The 21,679-nt window shown below is 73.1% G+C and carries 21 protein-coding genes and 1 pseudogene; 9 read left to right on the top strand and 13 right to left on the bottom strand.

All coding sequences use genetic code 11. From position 1 onward, the window contains the following. The first annotated feature begins 32 nt into the window (after positions 1–32). The gene (locus AB0472_RS13655; RefSeq protein ID WP_366356212.1) at positions 33–1,418 is read left to right on the top strand and encodes an AbfB domain-containing protein; all 1,386 of its coding nucleotides are present in this window, start codon (positions 33–35) and stop codon (positions 1,416–1,418) included. Between the two features lie 159 nt (positions 1,419–1,577). Next, the gene (locus AB0472_RS13650) at positions 1,578–2,303 is read left to right on the top strand and encodes a DUF4241 domain-containing protein (protein WP_366356210.1); all 726 of its coding nucleotides are present in this window, start codon (positions 1,578–1,580) and stop codon (positions 2,301–2,303) included. A 266-nt stretch (positions 2,304–2,569) separates the two neighbouring features. Here AB0472_RS13650 and AB0472_RS13645 read toward each other — a convergent pair whose 3' ends face one another. Together AB0472_RS13645 and AB0472_RS13640 are read right to left on the bottom strand one after the other, a co-directional pair. Beyond that, entirely contained in the window at positions 2,570–3,550 is a 981-nt protein-coding gene (locus tag AB0472_RS13645) for an alpha/beta hydrolase (protein WP_366356208.1), read from the bottom strand. Positions 3,551–3,646: 96 nt separating this feature from the next. After that, positions 3,647–3,964: an antibiotic biosynthesis monooxygenase gene (locus AB0472_RS13640; protein WP_366356206.1), complete on the bottom strand. Its 318-nt coding sequence runs from the start codon at positions 3,962–3,964 to the stop codon at positions 3,647–3,649. 141 nt (positions 3,965–4,105) lie between these two features. Between AB0472_RS13640 and AB0472_RS13635 the strand changes: the two genes are divergently transcribed. After that, positions 4,106–5,011, top strand: coding sequence for an AraC family transcriptional regulator (locus AB0472_RS13635; RefSeq protein WP_366356204.1), 906 nt, complete (start codon positions 4,106–4,108; stop codon positions 5,009–5,011). A gap of 172 nt (positions 5,012–5,183) precedes the next feature. Then, entirely contained in the window at positions 5,184–5,933 is a 750-nt protein-coding gene (locus tag AB0472_RS13630) for an SDR family oxidoreductase (protein ID WP_366356203.1), read from the top strand. A gap of 31 nt (positions 5,934–5,964) precedes the next feature. On the opposite strand, the gene AB0472_RS13625 is transcribed toward AB0472_RS13630, so the two are convergent. The 3 genes from AB0472_RS13625 to AB0472_RS13615 all read right to left on the bottom strand — a co-directional run bounded on the left by AB0472_RS13625 (position 5,965) and on the right by AB0472_RS13615 (position 9,739). Further along, the gene (locus AB0472_RS13625; RefSeq protein WP_366356539.1) at positions 5,965–7,164 is read right to left on the bottom strand and encodes a homoserine O-acetyltransferase; all 1,200 of its coding nucleotides are present in this window, start codon (positions 7,162–7,164) and stop codon (positions 5,965–5,967) included. Continuing rightward, positions 7,161–8,522, bottom strand: coding sequence for a bifunctional o-acetylhomoserine/o-acetylserine sulfhydrylase (locus AB0472_RS13620; protein WP_366356201.1), 1,362 nt, complete (start codon positions 8,520–8,522; stop codon positions 7,161–7,163). The genes AB0472_RS13625 and AB0472_RS13620 overlap by 4 nt, the downstream gene beginning before the upstream one ends. Positions 8,523–8,794: 272 nt before the next feature. Continuing rightward, positions 8,795–9,739 carry a hypothetical protein gene (locus AB0472_RS13615; RefSeq protein WP_366356199.1) on the bottom strand — a complete coding sequence of 315 codons (945 nt, stop codon included), beginning with the start codon at positions 9,737–9,739 and terminating at the stop codon, positions 8,795–8,797. On the opposite strand from AB0472_RS13615, the gene AB0472_RS13610 reads away from it, so the two are divergent. Next, positions 9,738–9,959: a hypothetical protein gene (locus AB0472_RS13610; protein WP_366356198.1), complete on the top strand. Its 222-nt coding sequence runs from the start codon at positions 9,738–9,740 to the stop codon at positions 9,957–9,959. The two genes, AB0472_RS13615 and AB0472_RS13610, sit on opposite strands and share 2 nt — an antisense overlap. A gap of 186 nt (positions 9,960–10,145) precedes the next feature. Here the strand turns inward: AB0472_RS13610 and AB0472_RS13605 are convergent, their stop codons facing one another. The 3 genes from AB0472_RS13605 to AB0472_RS13595 form a co-directional block, all read right to left on the bottom strand. After that, positions 10,146–10,373, bottom strand: a complete 228-nt coding sequence (locus AB0472_RS13605) for a helix-turn-helix transcriptional regulator (protein WP_366356196.1) — start codon at positions 10,371–10,373, stop codon at positions 10,146–10,148. Further along, the gene (locus AB0472_RS13600; RefSeq protein ID WP_366356195.1) at positions 10,373–10,864 is read right to left on the bottom strand and encodes a DUF2975 domain-containing protein; all 492 of its coding nucleotides are present in this window, start codon (positions 10,862–10,864) and stop codon (positions 10,373–10,375) included. The genes AB0472_RS13605 and AB0472_RS13600 overlap by 1 nt, the downstream gene beginning before the upstream one ends. Before the next feature lie 114 nt (positions 10,865–10,978). Beyond that, a complete protein-coding gene (locus AB0472_RS13595; RefSeq protein WP_366356193.1) occupies positions 10,979–11,152 on the bottom strand; it encodes a hypothetical protein in 174 nt (57 codons plus the stop codon). 357 nt (positions 11,153–11,509) lie between these two features. On the opposite strand from AB0472_RS13595, the gene AB0472_RS13590 reads away from it, so the two are divergent. Next, positions 11,510–11,692, top strand: a complete 183-nt coding sequence (locus tag AB0472_RS13590) for a hypothetical protein (protein ID WP_366356192.1) — start codon at positions 11,510–11,512, stop codon at positions 11,690–11,692. 10 nt (positions 11,693–11,702) lie between these two features. On the opposite strand, the gene AB0472_RS13585 is transcribed toward AB0472_RS13590, so the two are convergent. Together AB0472_RS13585 and AB0472_RS13580 are read right to left on the bottom strand one after the other, a co-directional pair. Next, positions 11,703–12,929: a glucuronyl hydrolase gene (locus AB0472_RS13585; RefSeq protein WP_366356190.1), complete on the bottom strand. Its 1,227-nt coding sequence runs from the start codon at positions 12,927–12,929 to the stop codon at positions 11,703–11,705. A gap of 128 nt (positions 12,930–13,057) precedes the next feature. After that, a pseudogene (locus tag AB0472_RS13580) lies at positions 13,058–13,733 on the bottom strand (DUF4097 family beta strand repeat-containing protein). Between the two features lie 125 nt (positions 13,734–13,858). Between AB0472_RS13580 and AB0472_RS13575 the strand changes: the two are divergent. The 3 genes from AB0472_RS13575 to AB0472_RS13565 all read left to right on the top strand — a co-directional run bounded on the left by AB0472_RS13575 (position 13,859) and on the right by AB0472_RS13565 (position 17,729). Further along, entirely contained in the window at positions 13,859–15,277 is a 1,419-nt protein-coding gene (locus AB0472_RS13575; protein WP_366356189.1) for a lamin tail domain-containing protein, read from the top strand. Positions 15,278–15,443: 166 nt separating this feature from the next. Continuing rightward, the gene (locus AB0472_RS13570) at positions 15,444–16,529 is read left to right on the top strand and encodes a hypothetical protein (RefSeq protein ID WP_366356188.1); all 1,086 of its coding nucleotides are present in this window, start codon (positions 15,444–15,446) and stop codon (positions 16,527–16,529) included. A gap of 174 nt (positions 16,530–16,703) precedes the next feature. Then, positions 16,704–17,729, top strand: coding sequence for an alcohol dehydrogenase (locus tag AB0472_RS13565; RefSeq protein ID WP_366356186.1), 1,026 nt, complete (start codon positions 16,704–16,706; stop codon positions 17,727–17,729). A 3-nt stretch (positions 17,730–17,732) separates the two neighbouring features. On the opposite strand, the gene AB0472_RS13560 is transcribed toward AB0472_RS13565, so the two are convergent. The 3 genes from AB0472_RS13560 to AB0472_RS13550 all read right to left on the bottom strand — a co-directional run bounded on the left by AB0472_RS13560 (position 17,733) and on the right by AB0472_RS13550 (position 21,613). Then, the gene (locus tag AB0472_RS13560; RefSeq protein WP_366356184.1) at positions 17,733–18,683 is read right to left on the bottom strand and encodes a UbiA family prenyltransferase; all 951 of its coding nucleotides are present in this window, start codon (positions 18,681–18,683) and stop codon (positions 17,733–17,735) included. Continuing rightward, entirely contained in the window at positions 18,680–19,624 is a 945-nt protein-coding gene (locus AB0472_RS13555; protein WP_366356182.1) for a polyprenyl synthetase family protein, read from the bottom strand. The genes AB0472_RS13560 and AB0472_RS13555 overlap by 4 nt, the downstream gene beginning before the upstream one ends. Positions 19,625–19,735: 111 nt before the next feature. Next, entirely contained in the window at positions 19,736–21,613 is a 1,878-nt protein-coding gene (locus AB0472_RS13550) for a SpoIIE family protein phosphatase (protein WP_366356180.1), read from the bottom strand. Between the last annotated feature and the right edge of the window lie 66 nt (positions 21,614–21,679).

Here is a 21,679-nt window from a genome sequence, read left to right as displayed (position 1 = left end):
GTCCGTGTCTGCACGAGCCCCGGAGAGCCGCCGTGACCACACCTCCCCCCGCCCCGTCCCGCCGCACCCTGCTGCGCGCGCTGGCCGCCCTGCCCGCGTCGGCGCCGGCCCTGGGCGAACTGCCCGGCCTGCTCGACACCGCCGACGCCGCCCCCGCGAGCGGCTACGCCACCCGCTACACCATCGTCCCGTTCCTCAACAGCGACGACGGCACGGTGAACGTCTACCAGTCCGACGACGCCACCGACTTCCGCCTCCTGCAGTCCTCGGCCTACACGCCGCCCGACAACCGCATCCGGGACGCGAGCATCTTCAAGCACACGGACGGCTACTACTACGTCACCTACACCACCCACACCTGGCAGGACGAGAGCACCACGATCGGCTTCGCCCGGAGCGCCGACCGGGTCGCCTGGACGTTCCTGTACGACTACCCGATCCCCCTCACCGACCTGTCGCGGGCCTGGGCGCCCGAGTGGTTCGTGGACGACGACGGCAGCGTCAACGTCATCGTGTCCTGCTCGACCACGGACGACGAGTGGATCTTCACCCCGTACGTCCTGACGGCGACCGACTCCGCCCTCACGGCGTGGACCTCACCGACCGAGCTCTCCGGCATCGGCCCGAACCACATCGACACGTACATCGTGAAGATCGGCTCGACCTACCACGCCTTCACGAAGAACGAGACGGCGAAGTACATCGAGTACGGCACGGCCGGCGCTCTCGAGGGCCCGTACACGATCTCCAGGACCGGCGACTGGGCGGGCTGGGGCAGCTACCGCGAGGGCCCCTCCGTGATCCAGCTCGACAACGGCGGCCGGCGGATCTTCTTCGACGGCTACGGCGACGGCACCTACTACTACAGCGACAGCCACGACACGTTCGCGACGTGGTCCGCGCCGACCGCCCTGCCGACCCTCTCGGGGACGGCCCGGCACTTCACGGTGATCAAGGAGACGGTGCCGGGCGGCCCGTCGGTGCCGAAGAACGCGACCCGCTCCCTGCGGTCGGCCAACTACCCCACCAGGTACTGGGAAGAGGTGTCCGCCCTCCTCAACCTGCCGGTGGTGACCAGCTCCAGCGCCACCGCCGACAGACAGGCGGCCACCTTCACGGTCGTCGCGGGCCTCGCCGACGCCGACGGCTGCTCCTTCCGCGACGCCTCCGGCAACTACCTGCGCCACTACGACTTCCGCGGCCGCTTCGACACGAACGACGGCACGACGACCTTCGCCCAGGACGCCACGTTCATCGCCCGCACGGGCACGGCCGACGGCTCGGTCCGCTTCGAGTCCTACAACTACCCGGGCCACTACCTGCGCCACTACAACTACCAACTCCGCGTGGACATCACGAACGGCACCGACCTGTTCCGCCGGGACAGCTCGTTCGTGCCGGTGACGGCCTGGGCCTGACCTGGGCGAACGCGTCGGCGACCCGCGGGAGGGAGCTCCGGGTCCCGGCGCGGGGCTCGGGAAGCGGGCGCGGTGCGCGGTGCTGCACGAGGTGCCGATGTCAGTGGGCCCGCGTACGTTCTGGTCGAGCGCCCGGCCGGGCGGCAAGGAGGGGGAGACATGACGTGGGTCGGGGACGCGCGGCTGGCGGCCGGGCCGGAGGCCACCTGGTACTTGGAGACGGCCTTCACGCCCGGTGCGCACCTGGGGACGGTGTACGACGATCCGACCACGCCCGTCGTCGTGACGAGCGTCGAGGAGGTGACGACGATCCGTGTACCCAGCGGCCGTCTCGTGGTCGACGCGCCGTGGGACGACGAGGACGGCTGGAGATACGAGCGCGGGTTGCCGACGAGGCCACCGCGGGAGCTGGCGGTGCGCATCCCCCCGGGCGTCCACCGGGTGGAGATCGCGTGGACCGCGGGCCCGTACGAGTTCTTCGGCGAGCACTTCGACGGTGTCGAGTGCGCGGCGACCCGGTTGCGCATCAGCGACGCCGCCGTGGTCGGGTGGGAGATGGCACTGGGTCTCGGCGAGGACGTCGACCAATTGCCGCCGGGCGAGGTTCCCCGGTTCGGCGCGGACCACAATGTCGGCTGCTTCGCCGACGCCGGCGCGTGGACGACGTTGTCCGCGCCGTTTCGCACCTGTGTGGACGGCCGTTGGGCGCCGCGTGACGGTGGAGAGCTGCCAGACGGGTGCGAGCGGATCAGCGACGAGTCGCGACAGGCCGATCTGGTGACGTTCACGGCGCAGTCGGGCGGCGTCGTCTGGCTGGGGCGGAGCGCGACCGGCGACGTGGCCGCGATCGTCGTCACCAGTGGCATGGCCGGCGCCCAGGCCTGACGTCGGTGCCGCCTCTCCCGGTCCGGGGCCGCCGCCGTGGCGGACGTGGAGCCGGGTGCCTGCCCGACGACGACGGTCGTCACGGCGGCGAGCCGCACCCGGCTCGACGGGCTGCTCCCGGAGCCGTACACGCATCCTCCAGCACGCCGCGACGACAGCGGACGGGTCCGCGGACGCCGAGGCCGCAGCGGTACCGTTCCGGTCATGACCTCTCCACGGGGCCGGCGCGGCCGCGTGGGGCGCGCCGACTCCGTCGTCGGCCGCGCCTACGCGGCGCCGTCGGTGCCGCTCGCGGACAGGAGCCGTGCCAGCCAGTCGGTGCGGGTGCGGCGGGCCGTGGCGGAGATGCGGGCCTGCGGGTAGAGGGCGTCGAAGCCGTGGAAGCCGCCGGCCCAGACGTGGAGTTCGGCCTGTCCGCCGGCGGCCCAGATGCGGCCGGCGTAGTCGGTGTCCTCGTCGCGGAAGACCTCGGCGGAGCCGGTGTCGATGTACGTGGCGGGCAGGCCGGAGAGGTCGTCGGCCAGCGCGGGGGAGACATGGGCGGGCACGTCGTCGCCGGTGCGGTCGCCGAGGACGGCGTGCCATCCGAAGGCGTTCATCTCGCCGGTCCAGATCCCGGGTGTGCCGGTGAACTGGCGGCTGGAGACCGTGGTGTTGCGGTGGTCGAGCATGGGGCAGATCAGCACCTGCGCGGCGATCGGCGGGGTGCCCAGGTCGCGGGCCAGCAGCGTGAGCCCGGCGGCGAGACCGCCGCCCGCGCTGGCACCGGCGACGATGATCCTGGCCGGGTCGATGCCCAGTTCGGCGGCGTGTCCGACGGTCCAGAGCAGGCCCTGGTAGCAGTCGTCGACGAGCGTGGTGCCGTTGGCCTCCGGCGCGAGCCGGTAGTCGACGGAGACGACGACCGCGCCGAACTCGTCGAGCCACTCCAGCGGGATGTCGATCTGCGAGAAGCGGTCGCCCATGACCATCCCGCCGCCGTGGATCCAGTAGACGCAGGGTGCCGGGGCGGCGGCATGGCCGGTGTGCGCGGGGCTGAGCACCGAGAGGCGGATCTCGGCACCGTCCTCGGCCGGAACGGTGATCTCCCGCCGGACGGCCCGGCGGTGCGCGAGGAGGTCGTCGACGGGGGTGGAGGGGAGCAGCCGCAACCGGGCGAGGAGTTCAGGGGTGAGCTGGGACATGAGGGGCATGTCGGCGAGCAGTTCGCTCAGTTCGGGGTCAAGGGCGGGGCGGGCGGCGCTCATGACGGCGGGCCTTTCTGCGAGTGACGGGTGTCGGGTGGCGGCTGGCGATGAGGGTGAGGGGGAGGCTGAGGGGGACAGGAGGCGACGGGGGGCGGTTCAGAAGGCGGTCCTGCCACGGACCGGGACGTAGTCGGTGTACTCGGCTTCCTTGGCCAGCAGTCCGCCGATCCGCGCCACGATGGCCTGGGCGGCTTCGCCGGCGAAGATCCGGTGGTGGTCCTCCTCGCTGGTCCACCCCTCGGTGACGTGGACGACGTCCGGGTCGGAGGCGGAGCGGGAGACGAGGTAGACGACGCAGTGTTCGCTCGCGCCGGGGCTGCCCTCGTCCAGGCCGGTCAGCAGAAGGTCGACCAGCTGGTCCCCGTTTCCGGGCGCGGCGGTCAGGGTGGCGCTGAAGCCGTAGGCGGCAATCATGGAATCCTCTTTCGAGTGGTGGAGTGCGGTGATTCCATTCAAGCCCGCTGACCTGGGCAGATGTTAGAGCGATCCTCGCTTGCCCGTGCACGATCCTCGCGGCCGGGGGAGTGTTCGGCGGGGCGGTGGTGCAATGGGGGCATGCTTCTCGACGAGTTCCGCGGCCTGCTGGACCGGCACGCCCGGCCCGACTGGACCACCGCCATCGACGGCGTCCTCATCTCGAAGATCGACCGGCCGGACCCGCCGGCGCCCTCGATGACCGGAACCGTCCTGGCGGTCATCGCCCAGGGCGCCAAGCGCCTCGCGCTCGGCGACCGGGTCTACGAGTACGGTGCGGGGCAGTATCTGGTCGCCTCCGTCGACCTGCCGGTCACGGGGCAGTTCACCCGGATCGGTCGCGAGCACCCGGCCCTGGGGTTCGGTCTCACCCTGGAGCCGTCCGCCGTCGCCGAACTGCTGTTGCAGGCAGGCCCCGGCGACCTTCCGCGGGCCGGCGGCGGCGTGCCGTCGGGGATCGCGGTCAGCGACGCTCCGGCCGCGCTGCTCGACGCGGTGGTCCGGCTGCTGCGCCTGCTCGACGAGCCGCGCGACCGGGCCGTGCTCGCGCCGCTGGTCAAACGCGAGATCCTGTGGCGGCTGATCACCGGCGAGCAGGGGGCGACGGTACGCGAACTCGGCCTGGCCGACAGCGGACTCAGCCATGTCTCGCGGGCCGTGCGCTGGATCCGCGAGCACTACGCGCAGTCCTTCCGCGTGGAGGACGTGGCACGCATGTCCGGTATGAGCGTCTCCGCGTTCTACCGCAACTTCCAGGCGGTCACGGCGATGAGCCCCATCCAGTTCCAGAAACAGATCCGGCTCCAGGAGGCCCGCCTGCTCCTGGCCACCCACCCCGGCGACGTCACCGGGGTCGGCCGGCGGGTCGGCTACGACAACGCCTCGCAGTTCAGCAGGGAGTACCGCCGCCAGTTCGGCACGCCCCCGAGCCGGGACGCCACCCGGCTGCGCGGCGCCCCTCAGGCGCCGGCAAGCGCCCTCCCCTGATCGGACCGGAGTGCTGTAGAGGTTCGCGTTGTAGAGGATCGTGCAGGAGTGAGCGAGGATAGTTCTACTGTTTATGCAGATCGCGGCGTTTCAATGGGGATTACCGATTCCGCGGCGAAGCAGGAAAGTGCCTGTCCGACCGCGGATCCCCTCCCGTCGTGAGGACCACACCATGAAGACCGTACTCATCACCGGCACCTCCTCCGGCTACGGCCGCCGGACCGCCCTCCACTTCCACGAGCAGGGGTGGCACGTCGTCGCCACCATGCGCACCCCCCGCCCGGACACCCTGCCCGCCTCGGACCGGCTGCGGGTGATCGCACTCGACGTCACCGACCCGGAGAGCATCGCCGCCGCACTGGACGCGGCCGGCCCCGTCGACGCCCTGGTCAACAACGCCGGGGTCCCCTCGATCAGCGTGTTCGAGGGCACCCCGATGGCCCGGGTCCGCGAGGTCTTCGAGACCAACACCTTCGGCGTGATGGCGACGACCCAGGCGGTCCTGCCCCTCTTCCGGGAACGTGGCAGCGGCGTGATCGTCAACGTGACCTCCAGTGTGGTGCTCGGGCACATGCCGCTCTCGGCCGTCTACAAGGCGAGCAAGATGGCCGTCGAGGGGTTCACCGCGTCCCTCGCCCTGGAACTCGCGCCGTTCGGGGTGTTCGCCAAGACGGTCGAACCGGGTGCCTGCCTGACGACGAACTTCGCCGCCAGGGCGACGAACGGCACCCCGCCCGACGAGCTGGTCCCGGCGCCGTACGCGCCCTGGGCGAGGAAGGCCATGGCCGACTTCACGGGCCAGGAGCTGTTCACCCGGGAGAGCGACGTCGCCGAGACGGTGTGGCGAGCCGTCCACGACACCACCGGCCAGCTCCGCTTCCCGGCCGGCCCCGACGCGGTCCAGCTCGCCCAGGCCAGGTGACCGGCACGGCCCGGCCGCACGCCACCGCCGTTCAGGATCGTTCCGCGGAGAGACGGGAAGGCTGCGGCGGGCCGTCGGGTACGGCCCGGGGCACCAACTCGGCCACGAGTGCGGCGACCTGCTCGGTCTCGATCAGGAAACCGTCGTGCCCGTGGGGGGATTCGATGACCCGGACGTCGTCCGCCGAGGCGATGCCCGCCGCCAGTTCGGCCTGTTGGGCGAGCGGGTAGAGGCGATCGGAGTCGACGCCCGCTACCAGGGTGCGGGCGGTCACGCGACCGAGGGCGGCTCGGACACCCCCGCGGTCCCGGCCGACGTCATGCGCGTTCATCGCCTCGGACAGCACCAGGTAACTGCCCGCGTCGAAGCGCCGGACCAGCTTGGCGGCATGGTGGTCGAGGTACGACTCGACCTGGTATCGGCCGCCGCCGAACGGGTCCTCGGTACCCTGGGGCGCACGGCCGAAGCGGACTTGGAGTTCCGGCTCGCTGCGGTAGGTGACATGGGCCAGGCGGCGGGCGAGGCCGAGGCCGGCGTGCGGGCCGTGGCCGGTGTCGTGGTAGTCGCCGCCCTGCCAGTGCGGATCGCTGCGGATGGCGTGTAGCTGGATGTTCGCCCAGGCGATGTGCTCCGCGCTCGCCGCCGCCGTGGTGGCGAGCAGCAGCAACGCGCCGGTGCGCTCCGGGTGGGTCACCGCCCATTCCACGGCGCGCATCCCGCCCATCGACCCGCCGACGACCAGCGCCCACCGCTCGACACCCAGTGCGTCGGCCAGCCCGGCCTCGGCGGCGACCTGGTCGCGCTGGGTCAGGAACGGGAAGGCGCCGCCCCAGCGCCGACGTCCGTCGGGACGCGGCGAGGCCGGTCCCGTACTGCCCTGGCAGCCGCCCAGGACGTTCGGGGCGACGACGAACCAGCGGTCGGTGTCCAGCGCCAGCCCCGGCCCGACGAGCCCGTCCCACCAGCCCGGGGTCGGATGGCCGGGCCCGGCGCTTCCGGCGACATGGCTGTCACCGGTGAGGGCGTGCAGGACGAGCACGGCATTGGAGCGGTCCGGCGCGAGCCGCCCCCACGTCTCGAACGCCAGCCGGGCGCCGGGCAGTTCACCGCCCGCCTCCAGGGACAGCGGCTTCTCGGCCGCGTACCACTGCCGGTGCCCGGCCGGATCCCCCTCCCGCCAGGCCCCGGTGGCCGGCGGAAGGGGAACCCCGGTGGTGGGTACGGCGTTCAGGACGCGCCCTTGGCCGCGCGGAAACCGGCCTCCAGGTCGGCCCTGAGGTCGGCGAGGTTCTCGATACCGACCGACAGGCGCACCAGGCCCGGCGAGGTCCCGGTCGCCGCCAGCTGCTCCGCGTCCAGTTGGCTGTGGGTGGTGGAGGCGGGGTGGATGATCAGGCTGCGCACGTCACCGATGTTGGCGAGGTGGCTGAACAGCTCGACCGCGTCCACGAACCGCTTGCCCGCCTCGACGCCGTCCCGCAGCTCGAACGAGACCACCGCGCCGGCACCGCGCGGCAGGTACCTCCGCCCCGCCTCGTACCACCGGCTGGACGCCAGGCCCGGGTAGTGAACGGCGGCGACCTCGTCCCGCTGCTCCAGCCACTCGGCCAGCGCCAGCGCGTTCGCGGAGTGCCGCTCGATGCGCAGGCTCAGCGTCTCCACGCCCTGCAGCAGCAGGAACGCGGAGTGTGGGGAGAGGGCCGGGCCGAGGTCGCGCAGCAACTGCACGCGCAGCTTGATCGCGAAGGCGCCGGGGCCGAGCGCCGGCCAGTACCGCAGCCCGTGGTAGCTCGGGTCGGGCTCGGTGAAGTCGGGGAACCGCTCGGCGTGCGCACCGAAGTCGAAGGTGCCGCCGTCCACGACGACGCCCGCGATGGCGGTGCCGTGTCCACCGAGGAACTTGGTGGCCGAGTGCACGACGATGTCCGCGCCGTGCTCGATGGGCCGCAGCAGATAGGGAGTCGGCACCGTGTTGTCCACGATCAGCGGCACGCCCGCCGCGTGCGCGGCGTCCGCGACGGCCCGCACGTCGAGCACGTTGCCGCGCGGGTTGCCCAGCGTCTCCGCGAACAGCGCCTTGGTGCCTGGCCGGATCGCCGCCCGCCAGGCGTCGACGTCGTCCGGATCGTCGACGAAGGACACCTCGATGCCCAGCTTCGGGAGCGTGTGCCGGAACAGGTTGTACGTGCCGCCGTAGAGCGACGTGCTGGAGACGATGTGGTCCCCGGAACTCGCCAGCGTCAGGATGGCCAGCGTCTCGGCCGCCTGACCGGAGGACAGCGCCACGGCCGCGACACCGCCTTCCAGCGCGGCGACGCGCTGTTCGAAGACGTCCTGGGTGGGGTTGTGGATGCGGGTGTAGATGTTGCCGGGCTCGGCCAGGGCGAACAGGTCGGCGGCGTGCTGGGTGTCGCGGAACACGAACGACGTCGTCTGGTAGATCGGCGTCGCCCGGGCTCCCGTCGTGGGGTCCGGCACGGCCCCGGCGTGAATCTGCTTGGTCTCGAAGGACCAGGCCGAGGTGTCGGGTCCGGCGGGCGTCTCGTCGGTGGTGTGACCGGCGGTGACGGAGTCGACGGGCTGGCTCATGGCGGGTGCTCCTTGTGCGGGCAGGCGTGAGGGTGCGACGGCGCGCGTGTGCGGGCACGCGGCCGTGGCGGGGTGGAGAGACGGAACGGACGGAACCGAGGGAGAGAAAGCCCAGGGGAGATGAAGGAAGGGCCGGAGCGGAGCGTCAGCTCTCGGCGCGACAACCTGTCGTGGTGACACGCACGTAGTCCACGTGGCGGCGGGTCACAAGCACGGTCATGGAGACAGAGAACCACACAGGAGCAGCCAACGCCAGCACGACCGGGGCCTCTTCACCGAAGTGACGCAGGCGGACACACCGTCCCGCAGGGATGAGCCACCCCGCCCGGCGCGGCGCCCGATGGCCCGTGCAGGCGCGGACGAAGGCGTGCCGGACGGCCCCGCGGTGTGTCCACGACGACCGGGCGCCGGACGAGCCCGGTGCGGCCGCTCGCATGCCGTGCCAGGCCGGGAGTGGGGCACCGGCGGACGGCCGCCGGAAGCGTGCGGCGGCCCGGCTCCGGCTTGAGGCCGTCGGCGATCGGATGGACAGTGAGAATCATGAACCGGCACCGGCAGCCATCACGGCGGGCTCCGTGGATAGCGGGCGGAGCGGCCGTGATCGCCCTGGGGGGCGGTCTGGCAGCTTGGGCGCTGCTGTCGTCCGACCACGGCGGCAACGCCTCCCACCCGACGCCGCCCCCCGTGGTGACACCGTCGGCGCCGAGTCCGTCCCCGTCCCTCCCGCCGCGGTCGTCGGCCCCGAGCTCACCGGCCCCGACGACGCGGAAGCCCACCCGGACCCCCGCACCGAGGCCGACCCGGACCGTACCGCCGGTGCTGCCCCCGGCCGTACCGCCGGTGCCGGCCGGCACCCGGTCGGCGGCCCAGCCGACGGCCCCGGTTCTCCCGCCGCCGGTGCACACGCCGACCACGAAGCCGGCCCTTCCCCACACACCGACGCCCACACCGTCCGTGACCCCGCACGGGCCCAGCGCGCCCCCGCCCTCGGCGCCCCCCACGACCACGCCGCCGAGCCCGCCCTCGGTGCCCCCCACGACAGCGCCGCCGAGCCTGCCCTCGGTGCCCCCCACGACCGCGCGGCCGAGCGCGCCCCCGCCCCCGCCGTCCGCCATGACCGCGCTGCCGAGCGCGCCCCCGCCCTCGCCGTCCCTCACGGCGACCCGGCCGAGCCCACCCCCGGTCACCTCGCGGCCGTCGCGGACTCCTGGGCCCATGACCCCGGCCCCGACGCCTACCGGTATCGCCCCGGGAACGACCATCTGGGTCACGTCGCCGCAGGCCGTGGCGGCCGCCAAGCGGATGGCGGATGCCAGGACGGTCGGCGACCCGGTCTGCTCGCTGTCGGCCGTGGGACAGCCGAACCCGAGCCTCGTGCCGCAGGTCGGGCGCATCGGCATCGGGCACTACGGCGACTACTGGTGCCTGATCTGGTAGCCCGCCACAGGCGCCGCTGCGAGCGGGCCGGGCCGACGGGCCGGGTGTCCGGTGCCGCGTTCACCCGAACGGGCCACCGGGCGGCCGCGCTTCCGTGCACCGCACGTCATCCCCTGATCGGCCCAGCCCTGCCGGACGGACTTCCGGCCCGTGGTTCACGGTCCGGTCCCGCGGGCCACGCCCGCGTCAGCCGGCGGCCGCTGCCGCGCCCTCGGCCTCCCAGCGCAGCAGGTCGCCCGGCTGGCACTCGAGTACCTCGCAGAGTGCGGCAAGGGTCGCGAAGCGCACCGCCTTGGCGCGGCCGTTCTTGAGCACCGCCAGGTTGGCGGGCGTGATTCCCACGCGGTCGGCCAGCTCGCCCACGGACATCTTCCGCTTGGCCAGCATCACGTCGATGTCGACGGCGATCGGCATCAGATCACCTGGTCCAACTCGGCCTGCATCTGGACCGCTTCGACGTCCCGGGCGACGGCCTGGGCGAGCAGCATCCGCAGCACGAGCACGATGAGTGCGACCCCGAGAACGGCGACGCCGATGCCGCCCATGATGAGGGTGACGCCAGGGTCGTCCCGCTGGCCCGGCGCGTTGACGGCCGTGACCGCGAACCACCCGAGGGCAGCTGCCACGATCGAGCCGATCACGCCGTCCACGTATCGGAAGGCGGCGTGGGAGAACACGGTTCCGCGCCGCACCATCGTCACCAGCCGCCATACGCAGACCACCGCGACCTGGACCGTGACCATGCCCAGGATGGTGATCAGGCGCAGTGCGGTCAGCGGGAGCGTCCCGTCCTCCGGGTCGTTCCCGCTGACCAACGTCCAGACCATCATTGCCTGTATGAGCCCGGTGCCGGTGAGCACCAGCGCGAGCACGGCGCGCAGCGTGTGCACTGCCAGCTTTCCCACGACCTGTCCTTCCATCGAGTTGCGATGGAAATCTATCGAAATTCGATAGGTGTCACAAGGGTTGCGGGTGATGCCGTCCGCCTGTCGCGCGGCGGGGCGGTCACGGGCCCGCGGTCAGCGCCGACGCCGGTACGACCGGGCGGTGCCGATCCCCGCCACGTGCAGGGCCAGGGCGGTCAGCCCCAGCAGCATGACGTTCGTCGAGGTGAACGTGTCGTTGGTGCTGATGTCCGCGGCGTTGATCAGGAAGGCGATGAAGAACAGGACTGCTGCGACGATGCCGGCCATGAGCGGGCTCCTCTCGAAGGGTGGAATCCCGTATGCCCGCACATCACCTCCACAAGCCCGTCGCCGGGCGGTCATGAGCATGCGGCGGTCGCCGTGGGGGACGGAGCCCCGGCGACGCGGGGCGCCCGGGCGGTCGGACGACCGCGCGCGAGGGGCAGGGCGGTCGGGGATCGCCGGCGGTTTCCGCTGATACCGGGTCAATTACCTTGCGGATTTCTCAATTCGGCGCGACAACCGGGGAAGACCGCCAGAATGTGGCGGTGAGGCCGGTGGTGTGGGGCGTCGGCTGTCGCGTGCTGTGAAAAGGGAGTCCCGTATCCGGGCAACGGCGTACGCTCCGCGTCGAAGGAGGGTGCCATGGCCGCTCACGCGAAAGCGATCGGGATCTGGTGGCTGGCCACGATGGCCGCCCTGACCACGGCGGTCATCGCGGTCGTCCTCGTCGTGCAGGCCGACTCCGGCGAAGCGTCCCCGCCGCCGCCGTCCCCCCTCACCGCACCGCCGGCGAACGCCTCCCGGCCGGCGGGCACCGCCCCCTAGTGGCGTTCCGTCAGACCGTCGAGAGGTCGATCGCGCGGTCCAGGTCGTGGGGCCGCAGGACGCGCAGGATCGCCTCGAGGAGGTAGTAGTCGGCGTACGGGAGTGAGATCTCGATGCCGTCCTCGGCGGGGCGGTTGCGGGTGCAGCGGGCCACGACGGCCTCGGCGCGGGTGGAGCCGGTGGTGAGGCAGGTCTCGCACAGGGCGCCGAGGATGCGCAGCGCGGTGGTGCGGTAGGACCGGTTGCCCGTGGCGGCGGCCAGGTCGAGCAGCCCGCAGGCCATGACGGTCCCGGCCGAGGCGTCCTTGACGTCGTACGGCTGCTGCGGTGCGCGATAGTCCCAGACGGGCACGTGGTCCGAACCGAGGGCCTGGACCGCGTAGTCGGCGAGTGCGCGGGCGGTGGCGAGGAACTGGTGGTCGCCGGTGCGGCGGTACATCGTGGTGAAGCCGTAGATGCCCCAGGCCTGTCCGCGGGCCCAGCAGGAGGTGGGGCTGTAGCCCTGGACGGTGTTCGGGCCGATGGGGGTGCCGGTGGCGGGGTCGAGGTCGTAGACGTGCGGGGTGGAGCCGTCCGGCCGGGGGAAGAGGCGCTGCGCGGTCTGCGCGTGTCCCACGGCCGCGTCCATGAACGCGCTCTCGCCGGTCTCCCGGGCGGCGAAGACGAGCAGGTCGAGGTTCATCATCGTGTCGATGATCATGCGCCCGGCGTTGTCGGAGGTGCCGAGGGCACCCCAGGCCCGCAGGTAGCGGCCACGGGGGTTGTAGCGCTGGAGCAGTGAGCGGGCCGCCTGTACGGCGCCGTCCCGCCATGACGTGTCGCCGGTCAGCCGCCAGGCGGTGACCCAGGACGGGGTGAACAGGAATCCGAGGTCGTGCGTGCCGGTGTCGTACCTGCGGGGGGCGAGCTTCGCGGCGGATGCCAGGGCTAGGGTGCGCAGGCGGTCGTCGCCGCTGTGGAGCCAGCTCATCCAGAGGACGCCGGGCCAGAACCCGCCGACCCAGTCGCCGTTCTGGGAGTAGACCCACTTCTCGAACTTCGTCCCGACCGGAAAGGCGCTCACCCCGGACGCGACGGCCTGCACCTTGGCGACCGCGTAGTCCGCCGCGTCACGCAGCACCGCCTCCGTCGCGGCCGGCGGCCGGCCGGTGAGCGCCTGCGCGGACTGAGGTACGGCGGCGTACGCCGCCGCGGCGCCGCCTGCGGTGGCCAGCACGGCCCTGCGGGACATGTGCATGGGTGCCTTCCTCTCCAACTGAACTGGTGAGCGCGGGAGTTGAAGGAGTCTCGCATGCGGCGACGCACGCGTACATACATGTGCGCAAGGTTCAGAGATGTGAACCACCCGTTGGGGTGGGTGGCCGATCAGCCCGCCTGCGGGCTGCGGGCGGTGATGTCGCCGCGGGACGTGGCGGCGCGGATGTCGAGTTCGGCGGTGCCGTCGTTCCTGAGGGTGTTGCTGACACGCCCGCGGCCGGTGCCGGCGTCCGGGGTGGCCGAGACGCCGGTGGCCGCGGTGACCGAGATGTCGCCGTCCTGGGTGCGCGGTACGACCGTGCCGCGGGTCGCCTCGCCGATCCGGATGTCGCCCCGGGCGGTGCCGATCTCCGCCGCGCCGCCCAGCCGGCCGACCTCGACGTCGCCGTCAGTCGCGGTGAGGCGGAGGCTCGCGACCTCGTCGATCTCGACCTCGCGGTAGGCGCCGTCGAAGACGATGTCGCCGAGACGTCCGACCCCGCGCAGTTCGGTGCCGGCCGCCTTCGCCTCGACGCCGGAGCCGGCGGGCAGCCGGACGGTGACCTTCACCGAGCCGGAGGCGCCGAAGAGCTGGTTCCCGGAGGCCCCGGCCGCGATCCGCAGGACGCCGTCGGCATAGGAGACGGCGGTCTGCTCCGCCGCCTTGACGTCGCGGCTCCTGGCGGGGTCGGCGGGCAGGACCTCGACCGTGGTGTCGGCGCGGTCCGCGGCGATGAGCTGGACGCGTCCGGCGGGGATGTCCAGGACGGCGGAGATCGGGGGCGGGGGTGTCGAACTTCTGCATCGTGGTCTCCCGTCTTGGTGGTTCGCTCACCGTTCACCACCCCCTCACCTGTGCGAAGGCGGCCGTTCCGGCTGCGCAGGAAGGGTCCTGGCGGCCTGTCACAACGAAACCCCAGGACGGATTTCGTGACCGAATCACGTGCTCGCCGGTGGCGTCGCAGCCTCCGTGTTCTGCTCGTCGCCGTCGTCGGACCGACGCTCGCCGTCGGCGCCCTGACGGCGTCCCCCGCCCACGCGGCGGCGGCCGACGACATCCGGATCAACGAGGTGGTGACCACCGGGGACGTCAACGACTCCGTGGAGCTCTACAACAAGGGCACCGCCACGGTGGACCTCTCCGGCTGGATCCTCCGGGACGACAACGACAGCTCCAAGTACGCGATAGCGTCCGGGACGACCCTCGCGCCCGGCGGCTTCGTCGCCTTCGACGTGCACAACGCCTTCGGCCTGGGCTCCGACGACGAGGCGCGCCTCTACCTCGCGGACGGCACCACCCTGGTCGACAGCTTCAGCTGGACCGAGCACTCCGACCCGTCGTGGTCGCGCTGCCCCGACGGCACCGGTGCCTTCGGTTCCGCCGCGCTGACCCTCGGTGCCCCCAATGCCTGCGGCTCCGGCGGCATGTCGGCGACCGCGTGGCCGGGCGGCAGCTCCGTCGCCACCGCCGACACCAAGAACGCCTTCGGCTCCGACATGAGCGGCCTCTACCAGGAGGGGAGCGTGCTGTGGGCGGCACAGAACAGCGGCAAGCTCTGGCGCCTGGTGCCAGGCGGCTCCACCGCCTGGAAGGCCGACACCGCCGACGGCTGGTCGTCCGGCAAGACGCTCAGGTTCCCGAGCGGTTCGGGCACGCCCGACGACGAGGGCGTCACACTGACCGGCTCCGGCTCCGGCGGCGGCGTGTACGTGGCGAGTGAGCGCAACGCCGACTCGTCCGGCACCAGCAGGCTCTCCGTCCTCAAGTACGACGTCAGCGGCACCGCCACCACCATCACCGCCGCCACCGAGTGGAACTTGACCTCCGACCTGCCGTCGGTCGGCTCCAACCTCGGCCTGGAGGGCATCACCTGGGTCCCGGACGCCACCCTGACCGCCGCCGGGTTCAAGGACGCCTCCACCGGCGCCGCCTACAACCCCGCGAACTACGGCTCGCACGCCGGCGGCGTGTTCTTCGTCGGCGTCGAGGGCACCGGCATGATCTACGGCTACGTCCTCAAGGACGGCGGCACCTTCACCCGGGTGTCGTCCGTCAGCAGCGGCATGGCCGGTGTCATGGAGCTCCAGTGGGAGCCGCAGGCGTCCCGTCTCTGGGTGGTCTGCGACGACACCTGCTCCGGCCAGCACCGCACCCTGCAGATCAACTCGTCCGGCGTCTTCGCCACCACGGCCGTCTACAACCGGCCGTCCGGCATGGACAACTTCAACAACGAGGGCTTCGCCGTCTCCGGCTCCGACGCGTGCAGCGGCGGCACCAAGCCCGTGTGGTGGTCCGACGACAGCAACGACAGCGGTCACGCGCTGCGCAGGGGCACCATCACCTGCTGAGGGCTGCCCGGCCGCCCGTACCGCGCTGTATCGTACCCGCGGCATCACACGCACCACCGGAACGCGCGTCAACTCCCCTACCGGCACGTCGACTTGACCGACGTGCCGGTTCCTTCCGCCGCCCCCCGGAGGAACCGTGGCAACCAGCCGCCCCCACCGTTTTTGTGTGCCTCTGACCCGACGCAGATCCCTCGCCGTGACGGCCGCCCTCGCCGCCGTCTGCGGTGCCGGCCTCACCCAGCCGACCGCGGCCCACGCGGACGCCGCCGCCGACCGCGCCGCCCTCGCCCAGTGGTGGGCGCCGGTCAACTTCCAGGACGTCGACTCCACCGGCGAGACCGCGCTCGGCGGCAAGTCCGACTACATCACGTCCTACGACTACGACGGCGACCTCAACGGCCGCAACAACTGGGAGAACACCAGCCAGTTCCCGCTCGCCGCGCACGTCTACTACTCGGTCGTCCAGACCCCGTCCTTCTCCTACCTGCTGTACACGTACTTCCACCCGCGCGACTGGTCCGACGGCGTCCTCGACAACTACCAGGAGGACCTCACCGAGCACGAGAACGACGCCGAGGGCGTCCTCGTCGTCGTGGCCGACGACGGCTCCGCGCACGGCCGGTTGAAGGCCGCGATCACCGTCGCGCACAGCAACTTCTACTCCTGGGTGCCCGCCGGCAGCGACTTCACCAGCGGCCAGGAGAGCGTCGACGGCACACTGAAGCTGCAGGGCGACCCGCACGACGACGGGCACGGCCGCCCGTTCACCACCCAGCAGCCGAACACCCACGCCGCGTGGGCCGAGGGCTACCTGTCCCAGGAACGCAGCCAGTACGCGAGCGGTGACGGCATCGTCTACTACCCCGGCTCCACCGCCGAGGTGCCGTCCGGGTCCAACGACCGCGACGTGCAGTACACGCTGACCGACGTCTTCGCCGCCGACGGCATGTGGGCCAACCGCACCCTCACCACGCTCTTCGCGACGCCGGACAACTTCGCGGGCGACGACAGCTCCAACCCCTACGGCGCCAAGTGCGGCGCCGGCGGCGTCCTCGGCCCGGCCAACGGAGCGTGCGACACCGACGCCGCCAACCCGCCCTGGGCCTGGGACGACGGCGACGACCTGCCCGGCCGGGGCTACCTCGCCACCAACCCCGCCGAACTCGTCTGGGACTACTTCAACTGGCCCGGCAAGCCCTCCGCGCCGGACCTCGCCTACACCTGGGACCAGTACAACGGCATCACCTCCTGATCGGGGCCGGAGCCGTAGGAGCCCCTTTCCCGTGCCCGGCGAGCGGCGCGGGCGAGGGGCGCGGGGAAGGGGCGCGGCGACGGGCGGCCTCGACGCGCGCGATCGGCCCGGAGCTGGTGTGCTGGGTGAGGGGGCTTCGGACCCCACCCGTCGTACCCGTTCCGGGAGAGACGCATGAGTACCTACCGAGTCGCGCAGGTGACCGCCCTGGGCGGGCCGTTCGAGATCGTCGAGCGGGAGGTGCCGAGACCGGGCCCCGGCCACGTACGGATCGCCGTCGAGGCCTGCGGCATCTGCCACAGCGACACCTTCTTCGTCACCGCCGCACTGCCCGGTGTCACGTTCCCGGTGGTGCCCGGCCACGAGATCGCCGGACGGATCGAGGAGATCGGCGAGGGCATCGAGGACTGGGGCTGGCGGCTCGGCGACCGCGTGGGGGTCGGCTGGTTCGGCGGCAGCTGTGGCCACTGCAAGCCCTGCCGCCAGGGCGACTTCATCGTCTGCGAGAACCTGAAGGTGCCCGGCTGGACCTACGACGGCGGCTTCGGCCAGCAGGTGATCGCGCCCGTCGACGCCCTGGCCCGCATACCCGACGGGCTGACCTCGGCCGACGCGGCGCCGCTGGGCTGCGCGGGCGTGACCACCTTCAACGGCCTGCGGCGCAGCCCGGCCGAGCCCGGTGACCTGGTCGCCGTCGTCGGCCTCGGCGGACTCGGACACCTCGGCGTGAAGTACGCGGTGGCCATGGGCTTCGAGACGGTGGCCATCGCCCGCGGTGCCGAGAAGGCGGACTTCGCGAAGCAGCTCGGCGCCCACCACTACATCGACTCCACCGCCGAGACCCCGGTCGCGGAGGCCCTGCAGTCGCTCGGCGGTGCCAAGGTCGTACTCGCCACCGCGGGCAACTCCCAGGCGATCTCGGCGGCCGTGGACGGGCTGGGAACCAGAGGCGAGCTGGTGGTGATCGGCATCGACCCCGAGCCGCTCGGGATCAGTCCGCTCCAGCTGCTCAGGGCCGCGCGGGAGATCCGCGGCCATCCGTCCGGCACCGCGCAGGACGTGCAGGACACCATGGAGTTCAGCGCCCTGCACGGGATCCGCCCGACGATCGAGACCGTACCGCTGGAGCAGGCGGACGAGGCGTACCAGAAGATGCTCACCGGAGCCGCGCGCTTCCGCATGGTCCTCACCTACGACTGAGCGTCACGCACCGACCGCGCCGCCCTCCTCGTACGGTCCGGGACGCAGCATCGGCCGGGACGTCAGGCGCAGCACCCCGGCCGAGGCCGCCGCGACCGCCACGGCCGCGTAGCCCTCGCCGGTCAGCGCCCACAGGGCCGCCGGCAGCAGCACCCGCTCGTACATGTGCAGTCCGACGGCCCGGTCCGGCCGCCGCCGGACGGTGACGAGCACCGCGGCGGCCGTGGCCGCGCCCGCCAGGACCAGCGGCAGGAACACCGGTGCGGTACGCGGCCCGGTCCGGACCGGGAGCAGCGGCGCCCCGGCGTACTCGGCCACCGCCAGTGCGGCCAGCACGGCCCACGCCCGGCCGGAGCCGTGCCGTACCGGCAGGGTGCCGCAGCCCGCGCGCAGGTCGTGCGGGCGGTCGTCGGCGGCGAGCAGCAGATTGCCGAAGGTGCCCTGCACGCCCAGCAGCAGCGCCGGCGCCGTCAGGTGGGCCGGCGGCCAGGGCGCGGTGCAGCAGGCCCCGGCGAGCAGCGGGCACGACCAGCCCGAGAAGCCGACCGCCACGTCCCCCCACAGCCCCCGGTCCTTCAGGCACCGCCCGTAGGCGTCCTGGGCGAGGACCGCGAGGCCGACGAAGAGCAGGGACCGCCAGGCGAGGAGCGTGGCCAGGACGAACGCCGCCAGCCAGAGGAGGACCGCGCACCGGCGTGCGGCGGCGGCCGGCAGCCGCCCCGAGGGAATGGGGCGGTGCGGCTTGGTCCGGGCGTCCTCGTGCCGGGTGAGGTAGTCGGCGGCGTAGAGCGCCCCCGCACACGCCGTGAGCCCGAGCGCCGCCGCCGGCAGCAGCCGCCAGGGCGGCACGGCGGGGGCGGCCAGCACGGCGCCGAGCGCGGTGACCACCGGGGCGACCACCAGGTCGTACGGGCGCAGCGTCTCCAGGTGACCGGACAGCCGCGTCGCCGTCAACCGACACCGCCCGCGCGCCACGGCCCGGGTGCCAGCGCCTCGGCCGTCCGGCACAGCGCGGCCCGGTGCGGGCCCCGCGGCAGCGCCTCCAGCTCCCGCCGGGCCCGCTCCACGTAACTGCGCCCCAGCCGCGTGCACTCCGCCAAAGCGCCCGTCTCCACCAGCAGTCGCCCCACCTTTTCCGGATCCCTCGCGACCGGCCCGGCCAGCAGCAGGGGCAGGCTGGGCCGGTCGTTGCGCAGATCGCTGTCCGCGGGCTTGCCCTCCCGCCCGGCCTCCGGGCCGTACGGCAGCAGGTCGTCACGGATCTGGAACGCCACTCCGAGCGCCTCGCCGTACCCGGCCAGCGCCCGCGCCTGCTCCGGCGAGCCGCCGCCCAGCACCGCGCCCGTGGCGCAGCACGCGCTCAGCAGCGCCCCCGTCTTCAGCCGGACCATCTCCAGATACCCGCCGACCACGTCCGGCGCCGGGACCGGGTCCAGTTCCCTGGCCACCCCCCGCGCCATCCGCCCGCCGGCCCGCGCCAGCAGGCCCACGGCCCGGTTCACGGCCGCCTCCGGCACCCCGCGCCGACCGCACTCCACCACCTGCTCGAACAGCGCGAACATCAGCGCGTCACCGGCCAGGACGGCTGCGTCCGCCCCGAACCGGGCATGCCCCGACGGCTTGCCGCGGCGCAGCCGGTCGTCGTCGAGGACGTCGTCGTGCAGCAGGCTCGCCACATGCACCAGCTCCACCCCGACCGCGGCGGGCATGACCCGCTCGTAGGCCCCGCCCACCGCCGCCGCCGACTCCAGCAGCAGCACCGGCCGCAGCAGTTTGCCCGGCGGGTGCAGCGCCCAGTGGTGCACCTCCGTGAGCGGGCCCTCGGCGTGCCGGGACAGCCAGTCCCGCAGCGCCTGCTCCACGGCGGCCGCCGTGCCGTTCTCCTCGTGCCCCATACCCGGTCCTCACTGCTGGTCGATCCCCTGGCGGTGAACGAGCCGCGCCCGGCGGTGTCACCGGGCAGCCGGGGGCACGGCGGGCGCGCGCCCCGGCGTACGGGCGTGCGCTCAGCCGCGCACCGCGCGCGCCGCGAGCAGCGCGATGTCGTCCTCGGAGCCGGCGGCGAGGCGCCCGAGGACCGTGTCCAGGATCTTGTCCAGCGGATCGGTGGGACACAGCGACAGCCCCGTCAGCCGGGCCAGACCACAGTCGATGTCCTCGCCGCGCCGCTCCACGAGGCCGTCCGTGTACAGGAGCAGCACACCGCCGCGCTCCGGGGTGACCCGCTGCTCGTACCGGCCGAGCCCACTGCCCAGCGGCGGCCCGACCGGCACCGGGACCAGCTGTGTCCCGCCCTGCGGGGAGAGCCAGACCGGCGGCAGGTGGCCGGCGCTGGCGTAGGTGAGGGTGGCGACGTCCGAGTCGCCGAGCGCGAGGAAGCAGGTGGCCACCCGCTCGAAGCCGGAGTCGGCGACCATGCGGTCCGCGTGCTGGAGGATGCGGCGCGGCGAGAGCCCGGCGAGAGCCAGGGCGCGCAGCGTCGAACGGTAGTGGCTCATCGCCACGGCCGCGTCCACCCCGTGGCCCATCACGTCCCCGATGACCAGCATCGTCCGGCCGTCCGGCAGCGCCAGGACGTCGTACCAGTCGCCGCCGATCATCGAGCCGTCGTCGGCGGGACGGTAGCGGCCCGAGGTCTCCACACCGCCGTGCTGCCGCAACTGGCCGGGCTCGGTGAGCAGGGCCCGCTGCAGCTCCAGGGCCATGGTGTGCTCGCGTTCGAAGCGGACCGCGCGGTCCAGTGCGCGGGCGGCGCGGGCGGCGAGCTCGCGGGCCACCGTGGCGTCCTCGTTCGAGAACGGCGCGGAGTCCCCGGCCCGGGCCAGCAGCAGGATGCCGAGCACCCGGCCGTCCGCGACCAGCGGTGCGAGGAGCACGGAGTGGACCCGGGCGGTCAGACACGCCCGGGCGGGCGCCCAGCGCGGGACCAGCGACCGCCACTGTGCCGCGGTGATCGCGCTGCGCCGCCAGATCCGGCCGGCCGCCAGGCTCCGCCGGGTCCCGGTGCCGCGTGGCCAGCCGACCAGGTCGCCGCGCGCGTCGAGGGCCGCGAGACCGGTGGCCAGCCCGGGCCGGGTGGCGTACGCCGCGAGCCGGGTCGGCGTCCGCCGCGCCGGCACGGTGTCCGGCGGGCTGAGCTCCACTCCGGCCGCGTCCGCCAGTTCCGGTACGACGAACTCCGCCAGCTCCCGGCAGGTCCCGGCGACATCGGTGCCGGTGCCGATCCGGGACGCGGCCGCGTCCAGCAGCGCGAGGCGGCGGTGGGCGCGCTCGAGCTCGTACACGTACTGCTGCGGCTCGCTGATCTCCAGGCCCACCGCGGCCAGGCCCACCACCCGGCCCGCGCTGTTCACGAGCCGGTGGTAGACGCACCGCCACTCCCGGACCTGGTACGGCGAGTCCACCCAGGTGCGGCCGGTGACGACGGCCTCGCGGGGCCGTCCGTCGCGGATGACGTCCCGCAGCACCTGGTCGGGTCGTTTGAGGTGCGGCAGCACCTCGCGCTGGGCGCGGCCCGGGTAGGCCGCGGCGGGCACGCCGGTGGCCCGGGCCATGTGCGGGTTGACGTAGAGGTAGCGCAGGTCGGTGTCGAGCACGGCGACGCCCACGGCCGCGTCCTCGACGATGCCGCGCAACATGTCGGCGTAGCCGATGCCGGCGGGCGGTGCGTCCGCGGCTGCCGGTGCCGGTCTGCCCGGCGCGAGGGGTGCGTCCGCGGCTGCCGCTGCCGGTGTGCCTCGCGCGAGGGGTGTGACCGGCGGTTTCGGGGTCTTCCGCGAGCCCGGTGATTCCGGGGTGTCCCGGGCGGCCGCTCCCGTCGGGGCCGTCGGTGCGATCGGCGGCGCCGCTGCGGCCCGCCGTCGTGAGGAGGTGTCCCTGTCCACCCGGTCCTCCTCGCCTGCCCCTCCCTCGGCCGCCCTCATCGTGCAACAGGTCCCGGCACGGCGCAT

The sequence above is a fragment of the Streptomyces sp. NPDC086777 genome (assembly GCF_040702065.1).
Lineage (GTDB): Bacteria > Actinomycetota > Actinomycetes > Streptomycetales > Streptomycetaceae > Streptomyces.
The sequence above is the reverse complement of the archived record's forward strand: the minus strand, read 5'-3'. Positions and strand labels throughout refer to the sequence as shown.